General features: G+C 58.5%; 15 protein-coding genes. 2 read left to right on the forward strand and 13 right to left on the reverse strand.

What is annotated here, in order from left to right; genetic code table 11:
* Positions 1-168 precede the first annotated feature (168 nt).
* The 11 genes from SP99_RS02870 to hpaG all read right to left on the reverse strand — a co-directional run bounded on the left by SP99_RS02870 (position 169) and on the right by hpaG (position 11,477).
* Positions 169-1,086, reverse strand: a complete 918-nt coding sequence (locus tag SP99_RS02870) for a helix-turn-helix transcriptional regulator (protein WP_047957694.1) — start codon at positions 1,084-1,086, stop codon at positions 169-171.
* 177 nt (positions 1,087-1,263) lie between these two features.
* Positions 1,264-1,773, reverse strand: a complete 510-nt coding sequence (locus tag SP99_RS02875) for a 4-hydroxyphenylacetate 3-monooxygenase reductase subunit (RefSeq protein WP_047959762.1) — start codon at positions 1,771-1,773, stop codon at positions 1,264-1,266.
* A gap of 17 nt (positions 1,774-1,790) precedes the next feature.
* On the reverse strand, positions 1,791-3,353 hold the full coding sequence (hpaB, locus tag SP99_RS02880) for a 4-hydroxyphenylacetate 3-monooxygenase, oxygenase component (RefSeq protein ID WP_025757441.1): 1,563 nt from the start codon (positions 3,351-3,353) through the stop codon (positions 1,791-1,793).
* Between the two features lie 184 nt (positions 3,354-3,537).
* Positions 3,538-4,464 (reverse strand): 4-hydroxyphenylacetate catabolism regulatory protein HpaA, encoded by a 927-nt coding sequence (hpaA, locus tag SP99_RS02885; RefSeq protein WP_047957695.1) that lies wholly within the window; start codon positions 4,462-4,464, stop codon positions 3,538-3,540.
* Positions 4,436-5,782 (reverse strand): 4-hydroxyphenylacetate permease, encoded by a 1,347-nt coding sequence (gene hpaX, locus SP99_RS02890; protein WP_047957696.1) that lies wholly within the window; start codon positions 5,780-5,782, stop codon positions 4,436-4,438. Before hpaX ends, hpaA begins: the two co-directional genes overlap by 29 nt.
* A 21-nt stretch (positions 5,783-5,803) precedes the next feature.
* On the reverse strand, positions 5,804-6,601 hold the full coding sequence (hpaI, locus tag SP99_RS02895; protein ID WP_047957697.1) for a 4-hydroxy-2-oxoheptanedioate aldolase: 798 nt from the start codon (positions 6,599-6,601) through the stop codon (positions 5,804-5,806).
* 9 nt (positions 6,602-6,610) lie between these two features.
* Entirely contained in the window at positions 6,611-7,414 is an 804-nt protein-coding gene (gene hpaH, locus SP99_RS02900) for a 2-oxo-hept-4-ene-1,7-dioate hydratase (RefSeq protein WP_025757444.1), read from the reverse strand.
* A 78-nt stretch (positions 7,415-7,492) separates the two neighbouring features.
* A complete protein-coding gene (locus tag SP99_RS02905) occupies positions 7,493-7,873 on the reverse strand; it encodes a 5-carboxymethyl-2-hydroxymuconate Delta-isomerase (RefSeq protein ID WP_025757445.1) in 381 nt (126 codons plus the stop codon).
* Positions 7,874-7,882: 9 nt separating this feature from the next.
* On the reverse strand, positions 7,883-8,734 hold the full coding sequence (gene hpaD / locus SP99_RS02910; protein WP_024908288.1) for a 3,4-dihydroxyphenylacetate 2,3-dioxygenase: 852 nt from the start codon (positions 8,732-8,734) through the stop codon (positions 7,883-7,885).
* Positions 8,735-8,736: 2 nt separating this feature from the next.
* Entirely contained in the window at positions 8,737-10,203 is a 1,467-nt protein-coding gene (gene hpaE, locus SP99_RS02915) for a 5-carboxymethyl-2-hydroxymuconate semialdehyde dehydrogenase (protein WP_047957698.1), read from the reverse strand.
* The gene (gene hpaG, locus SP99_RS02920) at positions 10,200-11,477 is read right to left on the reverse strand and encodes a 4-hydroxyphenylacetate degradation bifunctional isomerase/decarboxylase (protein WP_047957699.1); all 1,278 of its coding nucleotides are present in this window, start codon (positions 11,475-11,477) and stop codon (positions 10,200-10,202) included. The genes hpaE and hpaG overlap by 4 nt, the downstream gene beginning before the upstream one ends.
* 270 nt (positions 11,478-11,747) lie before the next feature.
* On the opposite strand from hpaG, the gene hpaR reads away from it, so the two are divergent.
* Both hpaR and tsr read left to right on the forward strand, forming a co-directional pair.
* On the forward strand, positions 11,748-12,188 hold the full coding sequence (gene hpaR, locus SP99_RS02925) for a homoprotocatechuate degradation operon regulator HpaR (protein WP_025757450.1): 441 nt from the start codon (positions 11,748-11,750) through the stop codon (positions 12,186-12,188).
* A gap of 83 nt (positions 12,189-12,271) precedes the next feature.
* A complete protein-coding gene (gene tsr / locus SP99_RS02930) occupies positions 12,272-13,936 on the forward strand; it encodes a methyl-accepting chemotaxis protein (protein ID WP_025757452.1) in 1,665 nt (554 codons plus the stop codon).
* Positions 13,937-14,012: 76 nt separating this feature from the next.
* Here tsr and SP99_RS02935 read toward each other — a convergent pair whose 3' ends face one another.
* The gene (locus SP99_RS02935; RefSeq protein ID WP_047957700.1) at positions 14,013-14,528 is read right to left on the reverse strand and encodes a GNAT family N-acetyltransferase; all 516 of its coding nucleotides are present in this window, start codon (positions 14,526-14,528) and stop codon (positions 14,013-14,015) included.
* Entirely contained in the window at positions 14,528-16,819 is a 2,292-nt protein-coding gene (gene opgB / locus SP99_RS02940; RefSeq protein WP_047959763.1) for a phosphatidylglycerol--membrane-oligosaccharide glycerophosphotransferase, read from the reverse strand. The genes SP99_RS02935 and opgB overlap by 1 nt, the downstream gene beginning before the upstream one ends.
* Positions 16,820-16,835 lie beyond the last annotated feature (16 nt).

Consider the following 16,835-nt stretch of genomic DNA (forward strand, 5'->3'; position numbering starts at 1 on the left):
ACGAAAAAAGGGTCAGGGTTCGTTGTGAGGAGGTGGTGATTAATGCTGGAGCGATCGTGCCAGAACGTCGCGCGCGTAAGGGAGGGTAAGTGAATGAGTGGTAGAAAGTGCCGGGTGAGCGGTCAAAGAGGGCGGCGAGCGGTTCCAGCTCGCCGCCAGTGGGCGAAATTATGTGATTGAGATCACTTGATTATTCGGGTTACGCTCCACGGCCAGGTAGCCCTCCAGCGTTCTGAGCAGTTTTTCCTTCAGCCAGTTCGGTTCCAGGATCTGAATATTGGGCAGCCAGTAGAACAGCAGCGGCAGGATCTGGTTCTCGTGCGCCGCCTGGCAGCGCAGCGTGACACCGTCCTGCTGCTCCTCCAGCAGTTCCTGTTCCGGGAGAAGATCCCGGCGCAGGAAGTAATGTGAAATATTATCTTTGATAAATATTTTCACTGCGAAAGTATCTTCAGATACCCAGGGATCGGGGCTTTTCTCCAGCAGCTCAAGGACATTTTCTTCCGGGGTGAATGTCGTTTTCTGAATATCAAACCAGCTAATCTGGCTCAATGAGAAGGATTTCAGGTGGCTATTTTCGGTAGCCTGTAAATACCATATATTTTTTTTGTTAATGAGTTTATAGGGATTAATCAGCCGGGTTTTACCCTTATAAACTATCTGGCAAACATTATGGTTTTTAATCGATTTCTCGATTTTCGTTAAATGGCGGCGAATATCGCGTTGTACCGTGTGTTCGGCTTCATTAGCAAGAATAAGAATATGATTTTCGTCGACGCGCGTTTCCAGCTTCTGCCAGAACTCCGTATTTCTGTCCGGGAAAAAGCTGTCAGCATTCAGGAAGTTAGCAAGGGTGTGGTGTAAGCCTTGCCCGCCGGGCGATTGTGCAGAGTGGATCAGTCGATATAGCCCATTACCGGTATGTTCTACAATCGGAGAAAGGGCATTTAAATCCCGGTAGACGGTACGTTCGGTAATATTAAATTTCTCCATTAGCGCACTGCGATTTACCACACCGTTTAAATGTAGTTCAAGGAGAATATCGACCAGACGTTCAGCCGAGCGGCTCCGCGTCGTTTTAGCCATAAGGTCTTCCTGTATATTGAGGTATGCGCTGAATGATGCGGGTGCACTGACACGCGGTGTCAGTATTCAGGCACAGAAAATTTATCTTATGGTTATATAACGGCGTGATTTAGCGGAAACCTTAGGAGTTTTTGTAGAAAGCGGCGCTGGCCGGTAAAAAGGCCAGCGCGAAGGGGTTTACACGGCGACTTCCGTCTCCAGCATGACCGGGTGGAAACGGCGTCTGAAGTAGATCAGGCCGTGTCCCGCATCACTCAGAATGATGTTTTTAATTTCAACAAGATAAACAAGATGCGTGCCGATGGTTTGCACCTGGCAAATCTCGCCTTCCAGGCTTGCCAGCGCGCCCTTCAGCACCGGCTGCGCCAGCGGGCCTTTTTGCCAGCAGGAGAGGGCAAAGCGCTCCTCCATTGCCATACCGGTCATCCCGGCGAAATGGCGAGCCATGATCTCCTGCTCATGGTTCAGCACGTTAACGCACAGCCTGCCGTTGCCCTGAAATACCGGATTCATGGCGCTGTTGGCGTTGATGCACACCATCACCGACGGCGGGGTGTCCGTGACCGAGCAGACGGCGGTGGCGGTAATGCCGCAGCGGCCTGCCTCACCCTCGGTGGTCACCACATTGACCGCGGCCGACAGGCTGGCCATGGCGTCGCGAAAACGCAGGCGTTGTTCTGATTGCATGATAACCTCCCGCTGCATTATTTCAGCAGCTTATCCAGCATGTTGATATCGCTGTTGTTGTGCAGGTGCGGCACCGTCCAGCCGTGTTGGTCGTACTCGGACATGCAGCGGTCGACCATCGCCATCATCTTGTCCATGTTGCCGGAGCTCTGCGCCTGGCGCAGACACTGCAGGCGGATTTCATCCTGGCTACCGGAGTAGTTGATCTCATACAGCTCGTGACGGCCGCCAAACTCGCTGCCGATGGCATCCCACATCAGCTTCAAAATCTTGATGCGTTCGACGTGATCCATGCCGTTAGAGCCGCGCACGTATTTCGCCAGGTACTGGTCGATCTGCGGGTTGTTCAGATCCCGCGCGCTGGACGGCAGGTAGATAAGCCCGGACGTCACGTTACGCTCGATGATGTTCTTGATCTTGGCGTAGGCCATCGGCGCCATCACGCGGTAAGTTTGCAGCGCGGCGTGATCCGGCAGATACGCGCCGTTGACCCACGGGGTGGCTTCGGAACACATGGAGTCGCTCAGCGCCCAGAACATGTTGCGCCAGGCCACCACTTCGCCGAGATCCGCCTGTACGCCGCGGAACTCCAGGGTACCGGTGCACTCCAGGGATTTCTTCAACAGGGCGGTGATGAAGTCGAGTTTTACCGCCAGACGCACGCAGGCCTGCAGCGGGTACATGCGGGCAAAGCCGCCCTCCATCGTCCAGCGACGGCAGCGGTCGAAATCGCGGTAGATCAGCACGTTTTCCCATGGGATCAGCACGTGATCCATCACCAGGATCGCGTCGTTCTCGTCGAAGCGGCTGGAGAGCGGGTAGTCATACGGCGAGCCGGTTGCGCCTGCCACCATCTCGTAAGAGGCGCGGGAGATCAGCTTCACGCCCTCGGCATCCATCGGCGCGACGAACATCAGCGCGAAGTCCGGGTTTTCCCCCATCACCTGCGCGGAGCCAAAGCCGATCATGTTGTAGTGGGTCAGCGCCGAGTTGGTGGCCACCACTTTCGCCCCGCTGACGATGATCCCGGCATCGGTCTCTTTCTCCAGCTTGATGTAGACGTCTTTCACCTCGTCCGCCGGTTTGTGGCGGTCGATGGGCGGGTTAACAATGGCGTGGTTGAAGTACAGGCCGCTTTCCTGAATGCGGGTGTACCAGTTGCGGGCGTTCTGCTCGAACTGGCCATAGAAGGTTGGGTTGGCGCCGAGGGCGCAGCCGAACGCGGCCTTGTAGTCCGGTGTGCGGCCCATCCAGCCGTAGCTCAGGCGTGACCACTCGGCAATGGCGTCGCGCTGCTGGCGCAGATCGTCGGCGCTTTTTGCCACCCGGAAGAATTTATGGGTGTAGCCGCCGCTGCCGGTGTCGGTGCCCCAGCACAGCGTGTCCTGCATCTCCGGCTTGTGCAGCGCGTCGTACATTTGCGCGATGGACGCCGCCGCATTGCGAAAGGCCGGATGGGTGGTGACGTCTTTGACGCGCTCGCCGTAGATGTAAATCTCGCGCCCGTCCTGCAGGCTTTTTAAATACTCTTCACCGGTTAACGGGCGTTTGGCGTCAGCGCGGAACTCTTCAGGCTTCATAGGGACCTCGTATCGGAATTGGGTTGTTAAATTTATGTTTTGTTTTTGTTGTTTAATTGAAGCCTGAGAGGGGCGGGACGTGAAGGGACGTTTGGGACAACGGCAGGTACTTTTCGGGTGGAGAAGGGATTTGTGATCGTTGTCCCCTCACCCTAACCCTCTCCCCATAGGGGAGAGGGAACAATTACACCCTCTCCCCTATGGGGAGAGGGCCGGGGTGAGGGGAAACCGGTACTTTCTGCGCCCGGTACGCGCTTGGCGAGCACCCCACTAAGCGGTTAAAAAAGCGGGCAAAATAGGCCGGATCTTTAAACCCCAGCTGCCAGGCAATCTCGCTGACCGCGCTGTCGGAGAAGAGCAGCAGCCGCCTCGCTTCACGCAGCTGCCGGTCGAAGATCAGCCGCTTCGGCGGGCGGTTGGCGAAGCGGCGGCAGATATCGGTCAGCCGGGATTCGGTCAGGTGCAGCTCGCTGGCATATTCCGGCACCGTCCAGTGCTGGTGGTAGTGGGCATCTATCAGCTGGGTAAAGCGCTGGAACAGCTTTAACTCGCCGCGCATGCCGCCTGACGCGTGGTCGTCGAGCTTCGCGTTGCGCAGCAGCAGGGTGAAAACCGCCTGGGCCAGCAGGACCAGGGTATGCTCACGACCGGGCAGCTGTTCCGTGGATTCCCGGGCAATCAGCTGCCAGTAATGCCTGAGCGCCGCCAGCTCGTCCGGCTTATCCGCCAGTGAGAGGCAGATCCCCGGCAGGCCAAACGCCTCCCGCGTGCCGGGGTAGAGCACCTCCAGCAGCGGCCAGATCAGATCCTCGCGCACCGTCAGGACGTGACCGTCGCTGTCGGATTCGGTGATAAACGCGTGCGGCACCGACGGCGGCGTGAGGACGAACAGCGGGGCCTGCACCGAATAGCGGTGATCGTCGAGCTGCAGCTCAATCTGCCCGGTATCGAGAAAGTGCATCTGAAAGTACTGGTCGTGACGATGCGCCTGCATGTCGCGGCCAAAAAAGGCCGCCATGCGGGCGAAAGACTGGTAGTGTACATCGTCGGTGCCCAGGCTTTCGTCGTACTCCTTGCTGATATCAATGTTGGCGATAGGGCTCTGGCACATGATCGTTCCTCTGTTGATCCCGCTGCGTCATCGGGATGCGCGTCAGCACCAGCGCGCCGACCACCAGCAGCCCGGCCACGAACCACAACCCGGAGCTGAAGCTGCCGGTGGCGTCGCGCAGGATGCCAATCAGCAGCGGGCTGACGGCAGAACCGACGTTGCCGATGGCGTTGATCACCGCCAGCGCCACCGCGCGGGACTGCAGGCTAATGACCCGATCCGGCGTGGTCCAGAATATCGCCATGGCGGTAAACGATCCGGTTGAGGCCATGATGATGCCAAGCAGTTGGATCAGGCTGTGATCGGTGGCCGAGGCCAGCATCCATCCCGCCGCGGCAAACAGGTACGGCAGGATAGTGTGCTTTTTTCGCTCTTTCAGCCTGTCTGAACGGCGGCTCCACCAGATCATCCCGAGGATGGTACAAAATTGCGGGATCGCCGCCAGCAGGCCAATCACGATATTGCTGCTGCTGGTGTTAAAGCTTTGCAGGATCTGTGGCGTCCAGATGTTGATCGCGCTCAGCGTGTTGGTCAGGCAGAAATAGGCCAGCGTGTAGAGTAACACCGCCGGGGTCAGCACCTCGCGCAGCGTTGATTTCGGCGTGACGGGCCGGGCAATGGCGACCTCCTGCTCGCGGGCGATCATCGTTTTCAGCGCCCGTTTCTCGTCATCATCCAGCCAGCTGGCCTGATCCGGCGTGTCGTTGAGGTAAAACCAGGTCACCACGCCGAGCACCACGGACGGCAGCCCCTCCAGCAGGAATAACCACTGCCAGCCTTTCAGGTTCCACAGCCCGTCCATCGCCAGAATGTAGCCGGATAGGATCGAGCCGAGCATCATGGTCACCGGCATGGCGATCATAAACAGCGCGTTGGCGCGGGCGCGGTGATACGCCGGGAACCACCAGGTGAGATACACCAGGATCCCCGGCAGGAAACCCGCTTCGGCAATGCCCACCAGCATGCGCAGCACGTAGAGCGTTTCCGGGCTGGTGGCGAACATGGTGCAGGTGGAGGCGATCCCCCATACCACCATGATCCCGGCGATCCAGCGACGTGCGCCGATTTTTGCCAGCATGATGTTGCTCGGGATGCCGCACAGCACGTAGGTGACGTAAAACAGCGTCGCGGCCAGGCCAAACATGGTGGAAGTCAGGCCCAGATCTTTACCCATCGTCAGCCCGGCAAAGCCGATGTTGATGCGATCGAGAAACGAGAAGACAAACAGGATAAAGAGAAAGACGATCAAACGCCGGAACAGTTTGTTAATGGCGCGCTGTTCAACAGCGTGATTATTTTGCAGGGTAGAGGTCGTCATGATGCGCTCCAGATCTTACGTTTAGTAGATGGATTTATTGTTATTAACTGACGTAACCGGGTTTTCGATAAAACGTGCCGCCAGCACTTCCGCGCCGCGGGCGAGCAGGGTAGTGTCAACGCCGACGGCAACAAACCGCGCGCCGAGATCGAGATAGCGTTTTGCCAGCGCCTCGTTGGCCATCAGAATGCCGGGGGCTTTACCGGCGCTGAGGATCTGCGCGATCGCCTGTTCGATGGCGGCCTGCACTTCCGGGTGCTGTGGATTGCCGGCAAAACCCATGTCGGCGCTGAGATCCGCCGGGCCGATAAACACCCCGTCGACGCCGTCCACGTCCAGGATCTGCGGCAGGTTTTTCAGCGCTTCGCGGGTTTCGATTTGCACCAGCACGCACATGGCGTCGTTAGCCTGCTGCAGGTAGTCCGGAATGCGGTTCCAGCGCGAGGCGCGCGCCAGAGCGCTGCCCACCCCGCGAATGCCCGCGGGCGGATAGCGCGTCGCGCGTACCGCCAGACGGGCCTCATCGGCGTTTTGCACCATCGGCACCAGCAGGGTTTGTGCCCCCACATCCAGCAGCTGTTTGATCTGCACCGGATCGTTCCACGACGGGCGGACCACCGGCTGGCTCGGATAAGGGGCGATGGCCTGCAGCTGGGTTAAGACGGTCTGCACGCTGTTCGGCGCATGTTCGCCGTCGATCAGCAGCCAGTCGAAGCCGGCGCCAGCCAGTAACTCCGCGCTGTAGCTGCTGGTCAGCCCCAGCCATAAACCAATTTGTGGGCGGCCTGTCTGCAGTGCCACTTTGAATGCGTTTTGCATCGTTCTCTCCTAAACAAAGCGGCAGCTGATGGCGCCCATGTTGCCGTAGTCCACGTGGAAGGTGTCGCCCCGGCTGGCGGTCACCGGGCGGGTAAACGAGCCGCCGAGGATGATCTGCCCGGGCTCCAGCTGCACGTCATACGGGGCGAGCTTGTTTGCCAGCCACGCCACGCCGTTGGCCGGGTGGTTAAGCACGCCTGCGGCGACGCCGGTCTCTTCAATGACGCCGTTGCGGTAAAGCAGGGCGGAGATCCAGCGCAGATCCAGCTCGTCGGGCTTAATCGGGCGGCCACCGAGGATCACCCCCGCGTTGGCGGCGTTATCGGAGATGGTGTCGAAGACCTTGCGCGGGCGCTGGGTCTCCGGGTCGACGTTGTGGCAGCGGGCGTCGATCAGCTCCAGCGCCGGGATGACGTAATCCGTGGCGTTATAGACGTCGAAGAGGGTGCAGTTCGGGCCGCGCAGCGGTTTTGCCAGCACGAAGGCCAGCTCCACTTCGATGCGCGGGACGATAAACCGATCGACGGGGATGTCGCTGCCGTCGTGGAAGAACATGTCGTCCAGCAGTGCGCCGTAGTCCGGTTCGCTAATCTGCGAGCTGGCCTGCATCGCTTTGGAGGTAAGGCCGATCTTGTGGCCCTTCAGCACGCGGCCTTCGGCAATTTTCAGGCTGACCCATTCGCGCTGAACGGCGTAGGCGTCGTCAAGGGTGATCGTCGGGTAGTCGAGGGAGATCTGGCGGATCTGTTCCCGGGACTGCTCCGCCTGATGCAGGCGATGGGCGATCAGGGTATGTGTGTGTTTGTCGAGCATGGCGATATCCTTTGTGCGGCTGTTGCCGGGTGGCGCTTCGCTGACCCGGCCTATGATGTAAGGGGCGGTGTGCGCTCGCTATTTAAACAACGCGTGCACGTTGTTTTGTTTGTAATTGAGCGTCGGGTGCAGTTCGTCCAGCTCAAACGACAGCGCCAGATAGCGGCTCGCCATCAGCTCTGCAAAATGCGTTTTGATCAGCGCAAACAGCATTTCACCCACCTCTTCCCGGCTCTCCAGGCTGCGCCCGGCACCTATCTTCAGTGTCATATGGACAAAGGCGTAATCATGTTTACCGTCGGCCATCTGCCAGGTATCCAGCCAGTGGGCGCGGCTGCGGATACCGCCGAGCGGGAAGATGCCCGTGGCGGCCAGCGCCTCGTTGACTTTAGCGAACAGCCCCGGCAGGTCGGCCTGCTCGCGGATGTTGTCGGTACATTCAGCAATAAAGTGCGGCATGGTGGCTCCTTAGGCGGGCAGGGGGAAAACGGCGTTAACCTGGCCGGTGCCGGAGCTGGCGAACAGCTCGGTGAGAAACTCCACCTTGCCGTCGTATTTGTCCCAGCCGAGCATCCCTAGCAGCATCACCGTGTCATGCATGTTGCCCTCGCCGTAGCAGTAGTCGGCGTACTCCGGCAGCATGCTGCAGAATTCTTTGAACTGACCCTCGCGCCAGAGCTTCACCACACGCTCGTCCATCTGGCGGTCGAACTCGCGGGTGTAGCTGTTCATCCCTTCCTCCGCGCGCTGGTCGTCAATAAAGCGGTGCGACAGCGAGCCGCTGGCGAGCACCGCCACGGTACCGTCGTATTTTTCGATGGCGCTGACGATGGCCTCGCCCAACCTGCGGCTGTCGGCGAAGTCGTGAACCGTGCAAAACGCCGAGATGGAGACCACTTTGAAGTGCTTATCCGCGTTCATGTAGCGCATCGGTACCAGCGTGCCGTACTCCAGCTTGAGGCTCGGAATGTTGTGCGCTTTGGCGCGCACGCCGAGCTTCACCGCCTCGTCGGCAATCAGTTGGCCAAGTTCCGGGTTGCCGTCGTAGTCGTAGGTCATGTCGCGAATAAAGTGCGGCAGCTCGTTGCTGGTGTAGACGCCAGAGAAATGGTCCGCACAGTTGATGTGATAGGCGCTGTTCACCAGCCAGTGGGTGTCGAACACGATGATGGTGTCCACGCCCAGCTCGCGGCAGCGCTTACTGATCTCTTTATGCCCGTCGATGGCGCTCTGACGGCAGCCGTGGTTTTTGCCCGGCAGCTCGGAGAGGTACATCGACGGCACGTGGGTGATTTTTGCTGCTAACGCCAGTTTCCCCATGATCAGATCCCCCACTTTGGAATCGGATGGTCGCCCATGGAGATGCAGACGTTCTTCATCTCCGCGAATACCTCAAAGCTGTACTCGCCGCCCTCGCGCCCGGTGCCGGAGGCCTTGACGCCGCCAAACGGCTGGCGCAGGTCGCGCACGTTCTGGGTGTTGACGAACACCATGCCCGCTTCGATGTTGCGCGCCAGACGCAGCACTTTGCTGACGTCCTGGGTCCAGATGTATGACGCCAGGCCGTACTCCACGTCGTTGGCCAGACGCAGGCCTTCCGCTTCATCTTTAAACGGCAGCAGGCAGGCCACCGGCCCGAAGATCTCTTCCTGCGCCACGCGCATGCGGTTGTCGACATCCGCCAGCACGGTCGGGCGCAGGAAGTTGCCGCCCTTCAGGTGCGCAGGCAGATCGGTCGGCTTGTCCGGACCGCCCGCCAGCAGGGTCGCGCCTTCCTCAATGCCAAGGCGAATGTAGCCCGAGACTTTTTCCCAGTGTGGCTTGCTGATCAGCGCGCCAATCTGGGTGTTCGGATCCGTCGGGTCGCCCACGCGCAGGCGGTTGGCGCGCTCGGCAAAGCGCTTCACGAATTCCGGATAGATGCTCTGCTGGATGAAGATGCGCGAGCCGGCGGTGCAGCGCTCGCCGTTAATGGAGAAGATGGTGAACAGGGCGGCGTCCAGCGCGCGCTCGATGTCGGCATCCTCAAAAATCAGCACCGGAGATTTGCCGCCCAGCTCCATGGAGTACTTCTTCAGCCCGGCGTTTTTCATGATGTTGCGCCCGGTGGCGGTGCCGCCGGTAAAGGAGACGGCGCGTACGTCATGATGGCGCACCAGCGCGTCGCCCGCCGTGGCGCCGTAGCCCTGCACCACATTCAGCACGCCCGCCGGAATGCCCGCCTCCAGCGCTAGCTCGCCCAGACGGTCGGCGGTCAGCGGGGAGAGTTCAGACATCTTCAGCACCGCGGTATTGCCTAACGCCAGGCACGGGGCGACCTTCCAGGTGGCGGTCATAAACGGCACGTTCCACGGCGACACCAGCGCGCAGACGCCCACCGGCTGCACCAGGGTGTAGTTGAGCATCTTGTCGTCAACCGGGTAGGTTTTGCCGTTCATCTGCTGGCACACCTCGGCGAAGAATTCGAAGTTGTGCGAGGCGCGCGGAATGAGGACGTTTTTGGTCTGGTGGATCGGCAGGCCGGTATCGGCGGTCTCCATGGCGGCGATCTCCGGCACGTTCTGGTCGATCAGCTCCCCCAGGCGACGCATCAGGCGCGCGCGCTCTTTCATTGGCAGATTGGCCCATTTCGGGAAGGCCTCTTTTGCAGCCGCTACAGCCTGATGGACTTCGGCTTCACCGCCGGAGGCCACTTCTGCCAGTACCTCGCCGGAGGCCGGGTTGGTAGTGTGGAAGTAGTCGCTTCCCGCCACGTTTTTGCCGTTGATCCAGTGGTTAATTTGTTTCATTTTGCCGTCTCCTCATTCACAATCCGGTTCACCAGGCGTCCAACGCCCTCCACTTCCACCACCACTTCATCGCCCGGCACCACGTCGGAGAGCCCTTTCGGTGTGCCGGTGGCAATCATGTCGCCCGGCTGCAGGGTCATAAAATCGCTCAGATACGCAATCAGGTACGGGATGCTGAAGATCAGATCCGCCGTGGTCCCTTCCTGGCGCAGCTCGCCGTTGACGAAGGTGCGCAGGGTGAGGTTGTGCGGGTCGGGAATGGCCGCTTTCGGCACGATGTTCGGGGAAATGGGCGTCAGCCCATCGCGGCTTTTGACCCGCAGATTCGGGCGGTAGTAGTTTTCCAGGTAGTCGCGGATGGCGTAGTCGTTGCAGACCGTATACCCCGCGACATAGTCCATCGCCTCGGCTTCACTGACCTTGCGTGCGGTTTTCCCGATAACCACCACCAGCTCCGCCTCGTAGTGCATGTACTCAACGTTGTTCGGGCGTACCGAGGCCTGGTTGTCGCCGTTGAATGTGTTCGGCGCTTTGATAAACACCAGTGGCTCGGTCGGCGGCTTGAAGTCCAGCTCGCTGGCGTGATCGGCGTAGTTCAGACCGAGGGCAAACAGCGTGGGATGCGGATGCGCGCCGTAAGCGATGGCCACGTCGCGTTCAGCCACCACCGGGTTTTCCAGCGGCGGAAATCCTTTCGCCAGAATGCGCACGCGATCTCCCGGCTGCAGCGCGACGCGGGAGTGTGGGGTGCCGAGCAGTATGGCATCACCCGGATTGAGGGTAGCGAACTCGCTCAGGGCACTCAGCAGTTCGGCGGCGTTACGCTGCAGATCGGCGGTGTTCCAGTGGTCCGCTTCGCGACCGTTGATCTCGGTGATGATGGTCAGGTTATCCACGTTATCAACGGTGGCCAGCTCGCCGAGCGGACAGAATCCGTCGCGGCATTTGGCCTTGATGGCCGGGCGGTAGAAGCTCTCTTCCGGCAGGCTCACCTCGTTGGCCAGCGCATATCCCGCGATGTACTCCGCGGCATTCTCGACGCGCACCCTGCTGGCGGTTTTGCCCACCACCAGTGCGACCGTCGCGCCGCTTAATACCGTTTCTCCCTGCGGGAACGGTATCGGCTCGCCGGCGCGAATCACGGTGTTATGTGGCTTGATGAACCACACCGCCGTTTTTGGCGGGGTGTTGTAGGGGGCTTTTTCGAACGCCTCACGCCAGGCTTCACGCTGGCTTTGATGGTTCAGCGCCACGGCAAAAACAGTACCTTTCATTCACATACTCCTCACCCCGGTGGTCCGGGTGGTGATTTCATTAATATGTTAATGATCTGGTTTTAAGCTTTTGCTGTATATTTCGCAATCAGAAGTGAAGAATTTGTGATATGAATAACAATAAATTTACATATCAATCATTATTTCAAAGTAAATCAGTGTGTTAATAAAATTGGTGGGTTTCTGTTAGACTTTTTGACAGAAAACGCGTTGTTTATAAAAACATCTTTTAGTGATTGTTTACTTGTTAATGATGTGAAGGGGAGAGCTATGCATGACTCATTAACCATTGCGCTGTTACAGGCGCGGGAAGCGGCGATGTCGTACTTCCGACCGATTGTGAAGCGCCATAACCTGACCGAGCAGCAGTGGCGGATTGTGCGCGTGCTGGCTGAACATCCGTCGATGGATTTTCACGATCTGGCGTTTCGTACCTGTATTTTGCGCCCGAGCCTGACCGGCATTCTGACGCGGATGGAGCGCGACGGCCTGGTGCTGCGCTTAAAGCCGGTGAACGACCAACGCAAGCTGTACGTGTCGCTCACCAAAGAGGGCACTGCGCTGTATGAGCACGCCCAGGCACAGGTGGAAGAGGCGTATCAGCAGATTGAGGCGGAATATACCCCGGAGAAGATGAAACAGCTGACCGCGCTGCTGGAAGAGTTTATTGCGCTCGGAAACCGGCATAACGCAGCGCGGGAAGAAGAGTAAAAACCCCAAATTCCAGGATGATTTTCGTAAAGTTTTCTCTTTCCAGGCCGAAAATTCTGTATCTGTCTGAGGAAAGAGAAAACATGTTAAACCGTATCAAGATTGTCACCAGTTTAATGCTGGTTTTAGCGATATTTGGCCTTTTACAACTCACATCCGGTGGTCTTTTCTTCAATGCCCTTAAGCATGACAAAGAGAATTTCACTGTTCTGCAAACCATTCGTCAGCAACAGTCCACGCTGAACGCCAGCTGGGTAGCGTTGCTGCAAACCCGTAATACCCTGAACCGTGCGGGTATCCGCTATATGATGGATCAGAGCAATATCGGCAGCGGCGCGACCGTTAACGATTTGATGCAAATTGCATCTGCGTCTCTGAAACAGGCGGAAAAAAACTGGGCTGCCTACGAAGCCCTGCCGCGCGATCCGCGTCAAAACGACGCTGAAGCGATGGAGATCAAACGCAACTATGACATTTACCACGGTGCGCTGGCGGAGCTGATTCAACTGCTGGGTGCAGGCAAAATCAACGCCTTCTTCGATCAACCGACCCAGAGCTACCAGGACGGTTTTGAGAAGCAGTATGTGAGCTACCTGCAGCAGAACGACAAGCTGTACCAGATTGCGGTTGAAGACAGCAACAGCTCCTTCAGCCAGGCTATCTGGGTGCTGGTAAGCGTGCTGATTGCCGTGCTGGTGGTGATCGTGGCCGTCTGGCTGGGTATCAAGCAGGCGCTGATCTCCCCGCTGACGCGTCTGATCGACAACATTCGCCATATCGCCAGCGGCGACCTGGTGAAGCGCATTGAGGTGCAAGGCGCTAACGAGATGGGTGAACTGGCCGACTCGCTGCGTCATATGCAGAGTGAGCTGGTGCGGACCGTTGGTGACGTGCGTAACGGCGCGAATGCTATCTACAGCGGCGCGAGCGAAATCGCGATGGGCAATAACGACCTCTCCTCCCGTACTGAACAGCAGGCGGCTTCCCTGGAAGAGACCGCTGCCAGTATGGAACAGCTGACGGCGACCGTTAAGCAGAACGCCGAGAACGCCCGTCAGGCGAGCCATCTTGCGCTGAGCGCCTCTGAAACCGCGCAGAAAGGCGGTAAAGTGGTGGATAACGTGGTGCAAACCATGCGCGATATCGCGGGCAGTTCGCAGAAAATTGCCGACATTATCAGCGTGATCGACGGTATTGCTTTCCAGACCAACATTCTGGCACTGAACGCGGCGGTTGAAGCGGCGCGTGCGGGCGAGCAGGGTCGTGGTTTTGCGGTGGTGGCAGGTGAAGTGCGTAACCTGGCACAGCGCAGCGCCCAGGCGGCACGTGAGATCAAGAGCCTGATCGAAGACTCCGTGGGCCGCGTGGAAGTGGGCTCAACCCTGGTGGAAAGTGCCGGTGAAACCATGGGTGAGATCGTGAATGCGGTCACCCGCGTAACGGACATCATGGGGGAGATCGCCTCTGCGTCTGACGAACAGAGCCGCGGTATCGACCAGGTGGGTCTGGCGGTGGCGGAGATGGATCGTGTGACCCAGCAGAACGCCTCGCTGGTAGAAGAGTCTGCCGCGGCTGCGGCCGCGCTGGAAGAGCAGGCGAGCCGCCTGACGCAGGCTGTGGCGGTGTTCCGCATTCAGCAGGAGCAGATGAAAGCGCGCGAGTTTGCATCCGCAAAAACGGTGTCCGCGCCGGTGATGACGCGTAAAACCGCGACTGCCGATGCCGGTGATAACTGGGAAACCTTCTAACGCCGTGGGTGGTGCCGGGTGGCGGCTTCGCCTTACCCGGCCTACGGTTCAGGTTTTTTAGGCCCGGTGGGCGATATTAAAGAGGCAGGCGCATGGCGCAGCGAGCGTCATACGCCAGACCGTGCTCTGCCTCTTCTTCCCTCTTCTGACGTAGCTCAGGCGTGAGTTCAGTGACGTATTCAAACCCCAGCCGCGCATAGAACGGCGCATTCCATGGCACCTCGCGAAACGTCGTCAACGTTAACGCTGTCAGCCCCATTTTGCGGGCATGGTCAGCCGCACAGGCGATGAGTTGTCGACCTATCCCTTTTCCCTGCCAGGCCCGATCAACCGAAAGCTCCACAATAAACAGCGACGACGCGTGCGCTTCGGTGAGGATAAACCCCACGGGGCGGTCGTTCGCCAGCGCCAGCCAACTGAACCCGCGTTCGGCATAGTCGAGGTGTTGCTCAGCGGTAATGACCTCGCCGTCAGCAAGCCAGGCGAATTCCGGGATGTCACGAAATCGTCCGGCCGCCGCGCGTTCAATAGCGGACAGGGCGGTCACATCGCCGGAACGTGTGGGACGAACGGTAATGTGAAGGTCAACCATCAGCCTGCGGTTCTCACAATTTTGATCTCTACCATGCCAATCCCAATCTCACGCGGTGAGTGCCCAAGGATATTCCCCTCATTCGTCGACTGCGGGTCAGGTGGCACAATCACCAGGGTATTGCTGCGTGAGGGATTGTCAAAATGCAGCGTGTGTGTGGTCACGTCGTTTCCAAGCGTCAGCGTCTGCTCGCTATCGCCCACGCGGACCGGCACGGGCTTGTTGGCGTTGGGGCCGTACGCTCGGGCCGTGATCACCAGATCAAATTGTTCCGGCAGAGGATGGGTGTACTCAATTTTCACCTCGTTGCCCAGTTGCGCGTTCGACCAGCGCCCCCAGGACTCCGGACGGGAGATGCCGCTAAACTGTTTCACCTCTTCCGGCGCGCCGGCCACGTTAAAGATAAAGCTGTCCGCCTTGTAGCGAATGTCGTTATCGACGATTTTCAGCATGTCGACGTTACGCTGATAGCGCGCGGTATCAATCACCGCGTCTTTGAAAGCGGTTTTGCCTTTCCATACCGCTTTATCTACATGCTGAACGGTTTGCTCCCCGCCAAGCTGGCCCTGAGAGACGCACCAGTCGGTAGAGAGCGCCAGCGGCTGGGACCAAAGCTGGCCCATTTTGTAGCATCTGTCGACCCAGACGAAGTTATCGCGCGGGGCAAAATCGGCGAGCTGATAACGCAGCGGCGCGGAATATTCGCTCTCCGGCAGCGGCTCGACGCGACTCTCCGACACGCGTAACAGCAGCGGCAGGCGGAAGTTGCTGCCCGAGAAGGCAATGGTGTTTTTATCGCGATCGATGGTGAAGTCTTTCATCTCTTTCGGGAAGTTCCAGAGGCGGATGATGTCTGGCTTCCAGGCGAGGATTTTCTCCTTCATGTTGAGAAACACTTCCGACAGGGATTGCCCCGACAGCGTGCTGCGGCCAAGGCCAATAAAATTATCTCCGCCCAGAATGTCCAGCACGGTTGCCCCGTTATCCATGGAGTTGCGTTTGGTGGCGATCACCTCCTGCCGCGGCTGGTCGCCGCGCAGGACGAAGAACAGATTGCTGCGATCCAGCTTGTTGAGCTGATCCCAGGCGCTGTTTTTCATCGCCAGATGGTCAGACGAGACGACGATGACGGTGTTTTTAAACCAGGGCGAGGCTTTGATCTTCTCGACCAGCGCGGCGATGTGCTCCTGGCTACAGGTCACGGCGCTGAAGGAGGTGTTGTTTTTGCCATCGACATCATAGCGTTTGCGCTTACAGGTGCGTGAGACGAATCCATCCGGATGATGCGTATCCACCGTCAGTGCAAAGAGCGAGAAGCGCTTGCCCGCGCGGGAGAGTTCCTCGAATTTCTTCCAGGTTTCGTCCAGCACGGTATCGTCATAGAAGCCCCAGTCGTTACGGTAGCCCGGGTCGGCCACCGTCGTTTTTAACTCTTCCGAGCCGTACAGATGGTCAAAACCGTGGGATTTCAGGAACACATCTTTTCCGGCGAAGCGCAGGTTTGCCCCCTGCATAAAATAGTTTTCGTAGCCGGAGTTTTTCAGGATGTCGCCGAGGCAAATATTCTGGGGGAAGAACGTCGACATTGAGGCTGAGGCGTTCCCTTCAAAAGGGGCAAACAGCGGAATACCGCACTGGGAGGCGACCATTCCGGCGATGGTGTAATCCGTACCGGGTAACTGCATGGTGTGGCTGAAATCGAGGCCTTCGTTTTTCAGTGCGCCCAGGTCTGGCGTCAGGTTCGGGAAAGCGTCGTTATCAAAATAGGTGCGCTCCAGGCTTTCACCGTAGATATAGACCAGATTGAGTTTCGGGTTGGCGATCGTTTTCGACGGTTCTTTGTAGTAGGCCACAAAATCCGGGTCGCCGTCGCGCGACTGGGATTTCACCAGTTCGGTGATCTGATGGAACGCCGGGCTGGCGTCGACGGAGGCCAGCGCCAGGACTAACGCCAGCAGGCTGTAACCATGGTGGTGCGGATGATGGCGACGTCGACGCAAGACCCAGGCAAGCGCGCCAAAAATTGTCACCAGCGCGACGACGAGGCCGAGCCCCGGAAGTATGTACTTACCTACGCCTGCGCCGGTCAGGCTGTTCGTCAGCGTGTAGAGCACCGCGTCGTTAATGCCGTCACCGGTAAAGTAATCGCTGGCGTATAAAGTAATGTTTAAAATAATAAAAATGCCAAGCACTACCAGCGTGGCGATAAACCACCAGGTGTTACGGCCGGCTTTCCAGGCATAGACGCCGACAGAAGCCAGAAAAAGGGCAAGGGACATTAATTCTGACAACAGCATATCCTCATGA

Origin of the sequence: Enterobacter sp. BIDMC92 (assembly GCF_001030225.1) — a bacterium.
Classification (GTDB): Bacteria; Pseudomonadota; Gammaproteobacteria; order Enterobacterales; family Enterobacteriaceae; genus Enterobacter; species Enterobacter sichuanensis.

What these genes read in the sequence shown, in the direction of transcription:
- SP99_RS02870 (WP_047957694.1), bottom strand. Translation starts at nt 1,086, where the DNA reads ATGGCTAAAACGACGCGGAGCCGCTCGGCTGAACGTCTGGTCGATATT.
- SP99_RS02875 (WP_047959762.1), bottom strand. Translation starts at nt 1,773, where the DNA reads ATGCAATCAGAACAACGCCTGCGTTTTCGCGACGCCATGGCCAGCCTG.
- hpaB (WP_025757441.1), bottom strand. Translation starts at nt 3,353, where the DNA reads ATGAAGCCTGAAGAGTTCCGCGCTGACGCCAAACGCCCGTTAACCGGT.
- hpaA (WP_047957695.1), bottom strand. Translation starts at nt 4,464, where the DNA reads ATGTGCCAGAGCCCTATCGCCAACATTGATATCAGCAAGGAGTACGAC.
- hpaX (WP_047957696.1), bottom strand. Translation starts at nt 5,782, where the DNA reads ATGACGACCTCTACCCTGCAAAATAATCACGCTGTTGAACAGCGCGCC.
- hpaI (WP_047957697.1), bottom strand. Translation starts at nt 6,601, where the DNA reads ATGCAAAACGCATTCAAAGTGGCACTGCAGACAGGCCGCCCACAAATT.
- hpaH (WP_025757444.1), bottom strand. Translation starts at nt 7,414, where the DNA reads ATGCTCGACAAACACACACATACCCTGATCGCCCATCGCCTGCATCAG.
- SP99_RS02905 (WP_025757445.1), bottom strand. Translation starts at nt 7,873, where the DNA reads ATGCCGCACTTTATTGCTGAATGTACCGACAACATCCGCGAGCAGGCC.
- hpaD (WP_024908288.1), bottom strand. Translation starts at nt 8,734, where the DNA reads ATGGGGAAACTGGCGTTAGCAGCAAAAATCACCCACGTGCCGTCGATG.
- hpaE (WP_047957698.1), bottom strand. Translation starts at nt 10,203, where the DNA reads ATGAAACAAATTAACCACTGGATCAACGGCAAAAACGTGGCGGGAAGC.
- hpaG (WP_047957699.1), bottom strand. Translation starts at nt 11,477, where the DNA reads ATGAAAGGTACTGTTTTTGCCGTGGCGCTGAACCATCAAAGCCAGCGT.
- hpaR (WP_025757450.1), top strand. Translation starts at nt 11,748, where the DNA reads ATGCATGACTCATTAACCATTGCGCTGTTACAGGCGCGGGAAGCGGCG.
- tsr (WP_025757452.1), top strand. Translation starts at nt 12,272, where the DNA reads ATGTTAAACCGTATCAAGATTGTCACCAGTTTAATGCTGGTTTTAGCG.
- SP99_RS02935 (WP_047957700.1), bottom strand. Translation starts at nt 14,528, where the DNA reads ATGGTTGACCTTCACATTACCGTTCGTCCCACACGTTCCGGCGATGTG.